The organism is Desulfosporosinus sp. I2 (assembly GCF_000960765.1).
Classification (GTDB): Bacteria; Bacillota; Desulfitobacteriia; order Desulfitobacteriales; family Desulfitobacteriaceae; genus Desulfosporosinus.
Genome location: NZ_JYNH01000178.1, coordinates 1 through 8,849 on the forward strand (window position 1 = coordinate 1; position 8,849 = coordinate 8,849).

An 8,849-nucleotide genomic window follows, 5' to 3' on the forward strand; every position below is an offset into this window, starting at 1 on the left:
GTCAACTCCCGTTATTACTTGCTTACCTGCAACACCTATTAGTCAAGTTGCGAGAACTTTTTCACAGCAACATATTAGCACGATCGCTATTATAGGAACAACTGGAAAACTATTGGGTTTAGTGAGTGAAAGAGATTTGATTAATAAAGTTCTTGCTTTAGATTGTAATCCCACAGCAGTATATGCCTCAGATATTATGGATAAGACTCCCTCAACTTTACCAGCGGATGCATTTTTTTATGAGGCCTTATTAACGATGATAAAACGCCACGACAAGTATATTTTAGTCGTTGAGAACGGATTTCCTCTTGGGGTCATCACTATGGGGGATCTTACCCGATTACGAAGAACCAGTACTCTAAGCATTGTTAGCAGAATTGAATCCGCTGAAACCACTACTGAACTCAGTTATGCAGCTAAGCTTATCCAGAAAGTTACTGTTAATATGGTGTCTGAGAAGGCTCCTGCTAATGAGATCTGCGAGGTTGTTTCAGAACTCAATGACCTTATTACCCGTCGCCTCTTAGTTTTAGCCGAAGAAGCGCTCGACAAACGCGGTCTGGGTCTGCCACCACTCGATTACTGCTGGTTAACCTTGGGAAGCGGTGGGCGTAAAGAACAGACTCTTTCTTCTGATCAAGACAATGCCCTTATCTATGCCCAGCCAACACAAGATCAAGAACAACAAGTCCAAGAATATTTCCTCACACTAGCAAATTTTGTCGTTAATGGCCTTGAAGAAGCTGGTTTTCCCAAGTGCCAACATAACATCATGGCTAATAACCCAGTTTGGTGTCAATCTTTACAAGGTTGGAAAAACTCTGGCAATAGCTGGATTTTCGCCCCTACAACAGAGTCGTTTCGCAAATTTACAATTTTTCTGGATTTTCGTGCGGTTTATGGTCAGGAAAAACTGGCCCAGGAATTAAGAGATTTTGCACATCATCTATTCCGCTTAGCCCCATCGATTCTTCACCATATGGCTAAAGACGATCTTCAAACCAGAGTACCGTTGGGACTTTTTAAGCAGGTTATTTTAGATAAAAAGCAAGGACATCGAGATGAGGTCGATATCAAGGGTTCTGCCTGTGTTCACATTGTTGACTGTATACGTATTTTTGCAATGCGTGAAGGTATTCTTGATACTTCAACTTTAGCAAGATTATACAAGCTCGTTTCACTCGAGGCAATTTCTACCGATGATGCTGAGTATTATGAGGCCGCTTACCAATCACTGATGATGTTCCGAATTCGTGGAAACTTGCAGAAATTGAGCAAAGGGCTAGTTCCAGATAATTACATCAACCCAAGTACGCTAAGCAAAAGACAACGCACTGTACTACGAGAGAGTCTTATCGCGATAGACCGCCTACAGACGTTTACAGGCTCCAACTTTGGTGTAGAAGGATACCTGTAATTGCGATGCGCGATGCGCGATGCACGCACCTTGCTCTTCGAACTTCGTACTTAACGCCTGAATACAGCTTCTGATTTCCGGCTTCGAATTTCTGACATCTGACATCTGGCATCTGATTTAGGAGGCATTGTGTCTTGTTTACTTCTTTACAAAGACTCGTTAAAAAGCGCCCGACGGATCCCTATCTACTTAGCTCTCCAGGATTACCCAGCTTACATGATAAAGTCACCCTCCTTAAACACCAAACTTGGCCAGAATACGGCTTAGCTAATAGTCGTTTCGTTGTTTTCGATACTGAGACAACCGGATTTTGTTATAATAAGGAAGATGAGATCATCTCCTTAGGAGCAATTGCCATTGAAAACGGTCTAATCACGGATTCATGTTTCTCTCAGTTTGTTAACCCCAATCGGCTTATTCCGTCAATTACTACGGAAATTACAGGAATCACCAATGAAATGGTCGCTAATTGTCCTGATGTTCTAACTGTATTAGACCAATTTTTAGAGTTCAAAGGGCTTTCCCCCTTAATTGCCCATACAGCCTCTTTTGATTTAAACTTCATAAATATAAAACTACGTAGATATTGTGGTCATAGACTTAATACCCCAACTATTGACACTCTTCTACTGGCACAACTGCTTTTTCCTGTGGAAGAAAACCTTCGTTCTCTGGATTCCTTAGCCCAATATTACGGTATTCAGCCTACTGGAAGGCACACTGCTCTTGGAGATGCCCTTATCACTGCCCAAATTTACACAAAAATGCTGGACAGCTTATGGGACTTGGGAATAAAGACTACCTATCAGCTAGCCAATCATCTGATTTTTAAACATTTAATCTAATACGCATAATTTTAAAAATTGAATAGCAACAAATTAAGAGCCTTCTGCTTCGAAGGCTCTTAATTAATAGACAGCCAAATTGAATTCGTTCAACTAACGTTGAATTGTTAGAAGTGGGAGTTCCAGTTCTAATCAGACAACATACTTAGCCGCTTTAACTACTGCCGCTGCAATCTCTTGTCTTAACCTAATAACATTCCGAGGAGTATAAACCACTAATTTCTTCAGGTCTAAATCTAGCGCCTGAAGAGTTTCAACCTCTGCTAAAGCAGATATGCATTCCTTAGCGATAAGCTCCAACTTACCGATTTGAGAATAGATGAAAGCCTCAGTCAGGTTATTTTTAAGCTTTGCTTCAGCTTCTCCATGCTTAGCCACCGCTTTCTGTACTCTCAACCAAACACTTTCTATTGCAAAAGCTCCCATTGCTAAGTCAGCCAATCGCCCTAAGATCTCTTGCTGCTTGAGTAAACTTTCACCATACTTATCAAGTCCTACTCCAAAAATATAAAGAAAAATATCTTTAGCTGCCTGAACCAGATCTCCAGTTCCCTGCCGAGTTAAGGGGCCAGCATTTTGTTGTTCTTTCAGCTTCTTTCGTGCTTGTTTGAGATCTAAATCCCCTTTAGCTACCCGACGCAGGATTGTCGTTGGGATCAAAATGCGATTGATTTCATTGGTCCCTTCAAATATTCGATAAATCCGAGCATCTCGATACAGTCTTTCTATCGGATATTCGGAAATGAAACCATATCCTCCGTGAATTTGCACCCCTTCATCAACAACATAAGCTAAGGCCTCTGTGGCGAACACTTTGTTAATGGAACATTCTAAGGCATATTCTTCAATCCCTTTAGCAGCTACTTGACCTCCGTCTGCACCTGAAATATCCAGGCTGTGTAAGATATTCTCTAATAAGCCCCCAGTCCGATAAACCATACTCTCTATGGCATAGGTCCTGATAGCCATCTCGGCCAACTTTTCTCTGATTAATCCAAAGTTGGAAATCGGAGTATTAAACTGTTGGCGTTCGTTAGCATAGGTTGCAGCTAATTCAAGGGCGAACTTAGCGTTACCCACAGAATTTGCTGCCAACTTATAACGACCCATATTTAAAACATTAAAGGCCACGACATGTCCCCGGCCGATTTCGAATAAGACGTTTTCCGCCGGCACTTTAACATCGTCAAAGACTACAGCCCGGGTAGAAGAGCCTTTGATCCCCATTTTCTTTTCTTCCGCACCGGTAGACAACCCTTCAGAGTTGCCGTCAACGATAAAGGCTGTAAATTTTTCACCGTCGATTTTGGCATAAACGATAAAGATGTCAGCCATTCCTGCCGTGGTGATAAACTGTTTGCTTCCGTTTAAGATATAAAATTTGCCGTCAGGGCTAAGGATAGCTTTTGTTTTAGCTGCTAAGGCATCAGAACCAGCTCCTGGTTCGGTCAATGCATAAGCCCCAATCTTTTGGGCGCTAACAATACCTGGTAGATACTTTTTCTTTTGTTCGGCAGTACCAAAAAAGACGATAGGTAGACTGCCAATTCCAGTTTGTCCACCTTGGGTCATGGCAAACGAACCCGAGCGCCCCATTCCTTCAGCAATCAACGTAGAACTGATTTTGTCCAGTTCCATACCGTCATATTCCTCTGGGATATCTGCACCTAAAAGGCCCAGTTCCCCTGCAGCTTCTAAAAGTTCACGAATTAGACCTTCTTTTTTTGCCTCTAGATCTTCCATGTTAGCTAAAACTTTATCTGTGACAAAATCATTAACCATTTTCGCGATCATTCTGTGTTCTTCGGTAAAATCTTCAGGAGTAAAAATATCTTGAGGATCCGTAGGACTTAGTAAAAAACTTCCCCCTTTGGGTAAATTCATGATTTTCACCTCGAGGTTTCTTACCTTCACATTTGGTATCATTTGTCAGTAAAATTTGGTTTGCGTTTTTCCATAAAAGCAGACATCCCCTCTTTACGGTCATCACTTGCAAACGTCAAAATGAAGTTTTGAATTTCTAAGATCAAGGCTGAGGTGATATCGAGGTTCATCCCCGTATTAATAGAAGCCTTAGCCATTTTCATGGCAATAGCAGGTTTAGAGGCTAGTTTCTTAGCAAGCTTAACTGCTTCTTCAATAAGAGAACTCAGTGGAACAACTTTATTGACTAAACCAATATTCATGGCAGTATTGGCATCAATGATTTCCCCTAGAAAAATCAATTCTTTAGCTTTGGCAGTACCGATCAAACGTGGTAAGCGCTGAGTGGCACCTGCCCCAGGAATAATCCCAAGATTAATTTCTGGTTGACCAAATTTTGCTGTATCTGAGGCAATACGAAAATCACAAGCAAGAGTGAGTTCTGTACCCCCTCCTAAACACAAACCGTTAATAGCAGCAATAACTGGTTTACCAAGATTTTCGATTTTGGAGAAGGCAACTAGGGAATTCTGGCAGAAGGTATGAACCTCCACAGGGGTTAAATAGGCCATTTCTGTAATATCTGCACCAGCAGCCAGAGCTTTTTCTCCGGCACCGGTAATAATTACAGCTTTGACAGATGGATCAGCCTGGATGTTATCTAGTGCCTGAATTAACTCTCGAAACACTTGAGTGCCCAAGGGGTTCATTGGAGGAGTATTTAATGTAATGGTCGCTACTCCATCTTCCTTCGTTAAAAGAATAACTTCATATGCCACGGGCATACCCCTTTCTTCAGATGACTTGTCTATTAATTCGCAAGCTCAATTAAGGCTAAGTCTGAGCTACTTCTTAACTTTCTTTAGAACCATCTGAGGGTTCCTGTATCCATACAATAACTCGGCACTTGTGATTAATACTTATAGAAACCTTCACCGCTCTTCTTGCCGAGTTTACCAGCTCTGACCATTTGCTTGATAATCTGAGGTGCACCATATTGGCTATCCCTAAACTCATCTGCAAAATATTCCATGACAAAATAGTTGATATCAACACCAGTAAAATCCATTAATTCAAAAGGACCCATAGGATAGTTAAGCCCTAATTTAATCGCTGTATCAATATCCTCGACTGAAGCTACTCCTTCTTGTAACAGGCGGGCTGCCTCCACATTCTGAGGAATCATGATCCGGTTTACTATGAAACCTGGTGAATCTTTTTTAACTTCAACCGTTGTCTTGCCAAAGGCCCGTGCTAATTCTGTTGCCGTAGTAATAGTTTCATCAGAACTTTTAATGCCACGTATAATCTCACAAAGCCGCATAATTTGAGCAGGGTTGAAAAAGTGCATGCCACAAACTTTATCTGGACGTCCTGTTGTAGCCGCAATTTCCGTGATCGACATCGACGATGTATTGGTTGCCAAGATGACGTCAGGACGGCAGATCCGATCAAGGGCTTGGAAAACCTCTCTCTTTAGATCCATCTTTTCAACAACAACCTCAATGACAAAGTCGACAGGAGCCATATCTTCCAGCTCTGTAGTCGCTTTTATTCTTGCTAGGGTAGCCTGACGAGCCTCTTCAGTCATTTTGCCTTTGTCCACTGACCGAGACATAAGTTTATCCATGGCTTTAATTGCCCGATCAATAAAAGCCATATCAATGTCCCTGAGAATAACATCATATCCAGCAATAGCGGCTAAATGTGCTATACCTGTGCCCATTGTTCCAGCGCCTACTACCCCAATTGTTTTTATGTTCATTAAAAATACCTCCTTCAAAACTTTACATGGCTATTTTTCCAGTGATTTTATATCTTATTAGGAGACCTTAATGACTAGGGCTGCACCAGTGTCGCCGGCTGCGCATCCCGTGAATAAACCGTAACCGCCGCCTAAGATAGCCAGCTCTTCAATCATTTCAATAATTCCTCGACCAGCAGTAGGCCCCTGGGGATGCCCGTAAACAAGTGAGCAACCGTAATTATTCATCGTCATGACATCAATCCCCATTTCATTCGCCATGTATAAATCATTGGCCGTAAACGGATTGTGCGATTTAATAGCTTTTACGTCCTTAATACTGATACCGGCATTTTCCAACGCCATTCTCGATGAAGGCACTACGGCCATAGCCATATGAGCCTTTTCGGCACGTGCATAACCATAGGACAGTATCTGAACTTCAATGTTTTTATCTGTACTAAGTTCCAGTGCTTTATCTCTTGTGGTTACAATAAGCCCACAGTTACCGTCAGCCGGATGGGTTTGAGCGCCAAATGAGTGTACTCCACCAGGAATGACCGGTTTTAATTGAGTCAAATTTTCAAGTGTTGTGGGAGTTACGCCTTCATCAGCTTCAAGTATTCCCGATTTCTTTTTGCTTATTTTATATTCCGCTGGGACCATATAACGTTTTTGGAACGCCCGATCATTAGCCAAAGCATCTTGGTATTGCTCGTACCGTCTAGCCGTAACCCGATCAACGTCTTCCTTGGTAATTCCGCCAGCCCTTTGGACAACGTTTTCGGCAGTCTGAATCATGGCAGCTCCAGCCCAAGGGTCAGTGGCAAAGTTATCCATAAGCCAACTTTCCGAAATCAATTCGCCACCGGGGCCCTTTGGATTAGGCCAGACTGTAAAAGGACCATTGGAACAACGGTCTGTGAGCATGCAAAATGAGGTTTTGTAAAGACCTGTCTCGATACCTGAAGCCGCTTGATTTAGAACAGTAGTGGAAGTAGAGCATGCCTGAGTAATATGCATACCAGGAATATCTGGAGCCCCCATTAGAGCCGCTGCCCAAGGCGCATCGTAAAAAGTATGCAGTTGTCCAATGGTTTTACCAAAAATAAGGTAATCAAATAGTTTGGGATCAATCTCTTTTGTGGCTAGCCATTTTTTGGTAGTTGACGCCGCCAATTCAACGGCATGTTCATTTTGCAGAGTACCCTGCCAGCGAGCAAAAGGTGTACTGTAGTAGCCACCATATGGAATATAGGCTTTTGAATACATTTTAATACTCCTCCATAATTAAACTTACTATTTAAATCGCTCATAGTTTAGTCATTGTCATTTTAACTATCTTTTTCTTCCGTTCAAGTTCTTTGTTCAATATTCCCCCCTCTAACATCAATTGAAATTGCGAGATTCTTGATAATACTTGTAAGACATAAATTTAGATTTGGATATTAAATTTCGTCGAGTTTGAGAGCGGCCCAAGGCTATAATCCCAATCTTCTGAATATTACTTTACAGGTTTATTATATATTATTATCGTCTATAGTACAATTGGAAAATGAAGAGCTAGTTCATAAAATTCACGAACTAGCACAGACTTTTAGTCCAACACTATGGCAAGGAGATGTACAGCTTCTTAAACCATGGTTTTGACTACTTCCATTATAAAGTTAAAAATTCCTCAATCAAACTTTCTACTAGTTTTTCTTCCGTCATTCGAAGAGCCATTACATTTCTCTTAATCATAGATTCCTTGGATTTATGAGGGAGTTCTGAAACATCGATACGAAGTTTCTTTAAACTGTACCTTATAGTCTCTAGCCTGTGCTTCAGGCAATTACTTATTTCATCTGCACTGAGAATATCACTACCATCAATAGCTACATTTAAGTCTAAATAATACCATTCGAGTTTTGTTAAGGCATTCTTTACTGAAGACTTTAATATTTCCTTACCTTCCTCAGTAATAAAATACCGTTTTCGTTCAGGGGCCTTTCCTTCACGTTCAATCTTAAAATCCAGATAACCTTTGCCGTTTAATCGAGTTAACACTTGATAAATCGAAGCTATCCCAATTCTAACCCATAATCGCATACTTTTAGTTTCAATTTGTTTTTCAATTTCATATGCATACGAAGGTTTTTCATTAACTAAACTTAATATAATTAATTCAGCGTTTGAAAGCATATATTTAAAGTCCACCCCATTACTATAAACTATTATTATCTATAATAGCAGGCTTATCACTATAGTTCAAGTTGTCATTGAAGTCATGGTTTTTTGGGTATAGTTCCTCTATTTGATGATTATCATCTTCTTTGTCCCACCCGCCGGTTAGTCGTAATATATTAAAAGTTTAGGCAATAATATTGTTTGCTCACATCAATGGTTTATTCTAAAGGTTTTACGCTTCAAAATTGCCTGCGAATGGATTTTAACAAAACTGGCAATAGTCGTAATTCAACTGCGAACGGTTTCTTAGCTTGATAGCGACTACCCTTGCATTTATATGACCTTTACATCTCAGTATTTTTTGATTAAAATCATTGTATTCATAATTTTCTGAAATTTAGGCGAGGGAGGTGTATTTATGTTAGGGTTAACTGACCCAGGAGTAATAGCTGCTTACCTCTTATCAATCGGCAGTGCCCTTCTTTGTGTTATATATGGCGCAATCAACTGGGAAAAAGAATAAGAAGAGTACGTATTTGAGGGAGGGGATAACTTAATGGGCGTTTTTTATACCATTCTGGCTGTCTACGTAGTGGTCGTTTCATTCCTTGGTTATCTAGGGTATAGACATACTAAATCTTCCAAAGATTATATGGTAGCAGGGGGAGACATTCATCCTTATGTCATGGGCATGGCTTATGGGGCAACCTTTATCTCCACTTCGGCTATTGTCGGTTTTGGTGGGGCCGCT

General features: G+C 40.9%; 8 protein-coding genes and 1 pseudogene. 4 read left to right on the forward strand and 5 right to left on the reverse strand.

The features are described from left to right. Together UF75_RS23200 and UF75_RS26590 are read left to right on the forward strand one after the other, a co-directional pair. On the forward strand, positions 1-1,417 hold a 1,417-nt coding region (locus UF75_RS23200), incomplete at its 5' end, for a DUF294 nucleotidyltransferase-like domain-containing protein (RefSeq protein ID WP_045576895.1). 134 nt (positions 1,418-1,551) lie between these two features. After that, complete coding sequence (locus tag UF75_RS26590; protein ID WP_052693559.1) at positions 1,552-2,262, forward strand: 3'-5' exonuclease; 711 nt, start codon at positions 1,552-1,554, stop codon at positions 2,260-2,262. 132 nt (positions 2,263-2,394) lie between these two features. Here the strand turns inward: UF75_RS26590 and UF75_RS23210 are convergent, their stop codons facing one another. The 5 genes from UF75_RS23210 to UF75_RS23230 all read right to left on the reverse strand — a co-directional run bounded on the left by UF75_RS23210 (position 2,395) and on the right by UF75_RS23230 (position 8,113). Beyond that, the gene (locus UF75_RS23210) at positions 2,395-4,149 is read right to left on the reverse strand and encodes an acyl-CoA dehydrogenase family protein (RefSeq protein ID WP_045576902.1); all 1,755 of its coding nucleotides are present in this window, start codon (positions 4,147-4,149) and stop codon (positions 2,395-2,397) included. 35 nt (positions 4,150-4,184) lie between these two features. Then, complete coding sequence (locus tag UF75_RS23215) at positions 4,185-4,964, reverse strand: enoyl-CoA hydratase-related protein (protein ID WP_045576896.1); 780 nt, start codon at positions 4,962-4,964, stop codon at positions 4,185-4,187. A gap of 134 nt (positions 4,965-5,098) precedes the next feature. Further along, positions 5,099-5,950, reverse strand: a complete 852-nt coding sequence (locus UF75_RS23220) for a 3-hydroxyacyl-CoA dehydrogenase NAD-binding domain-containing protein (protein ID WP_045576897.1) — start codon at positions 5,948-5,950, stop codon at positions 5,099-5,101. A gap of 57 nt (positions 5,951-6,007) precedes the next feature. After that, the gene (locus UF75_RS23225; RefSeq protein ID WP_045576898.1) at positions 6,008-7,201 is read right to left on the reverse strand and encodes a thiolase family protein; all 1,194 of its coding nucleotides are present in this window, start codon (positions 7,199-7,201) and stop codon (positions 6,008-6,010) included. 387 nt (positions 7,202-7,588) lie between these two features. Then, the gene (locus UF75_RS23230; protein ID WP_045576899.1) at positions 7,589-8,113 is read right to left on the reverse strand and encodes a PadR family transcriptional regulator; all 525 of its coding nucleotides are present in this window, start codon (positions 8,111-8,113) and stop codon (positions 7,589-7,591) included. Between the two features lie 403 nt (positions 8,114-8,516). Between UF75_RS23230 and UF75_RS31170 the strand changes: the two genes are divergently transcribed. Together UF75_RS31170 and UF75_RS23235 are read left to right on the forward strand one after the other, a co-directional pair. Beyond that, on the forward strand, positions 8,517-8,621 hold the full coding sequence (locus UF75_RS31170) for a symporter small accessory protein (protein ID WP_348983098.1): 105 nt from the start codon (positions 8,517-8,519) through the stop codon (positions 8,619-8,621). A gap of 33 nt (positions 8,622-8,654) precedes the next feature. Then, a pseudogene (locus UF75_RS23235) lies at positions 8,655-8,849 on the forward strand (sodium:solute symporter family protein); the annotation flags it as partial.

Coding starts and splice junctions, on each gene's coding strand:
- UF75_RS23220 (WP_045576897.1), bottom strand. CDS start 5,950: ATGAACATAAAAACAATTGGGGTAGTAGGCGCTGGAACAATGGGCACA.
- UF75_RS31170 (WP_348983098.1), top strand. CDS start 8,517: ATGTTAGGGTTAACTGACCCAGGAGTAATAGCTGCTTACCTCTTATCA.
- UF75_RS23225 (WP_045576898.1), bottom strand. CDS start 7,201: ATGTATTCAAAAGCCTATATTCCATATGGTGGCTACTACAGTACACCT.
- UF75_RS23230 (WP_045576899.1), bottom strand. CDS start 8,113: ATGCTTTCAAACGCTGAATTAATTATATTAAGTTTAGTTAATGAAAAA.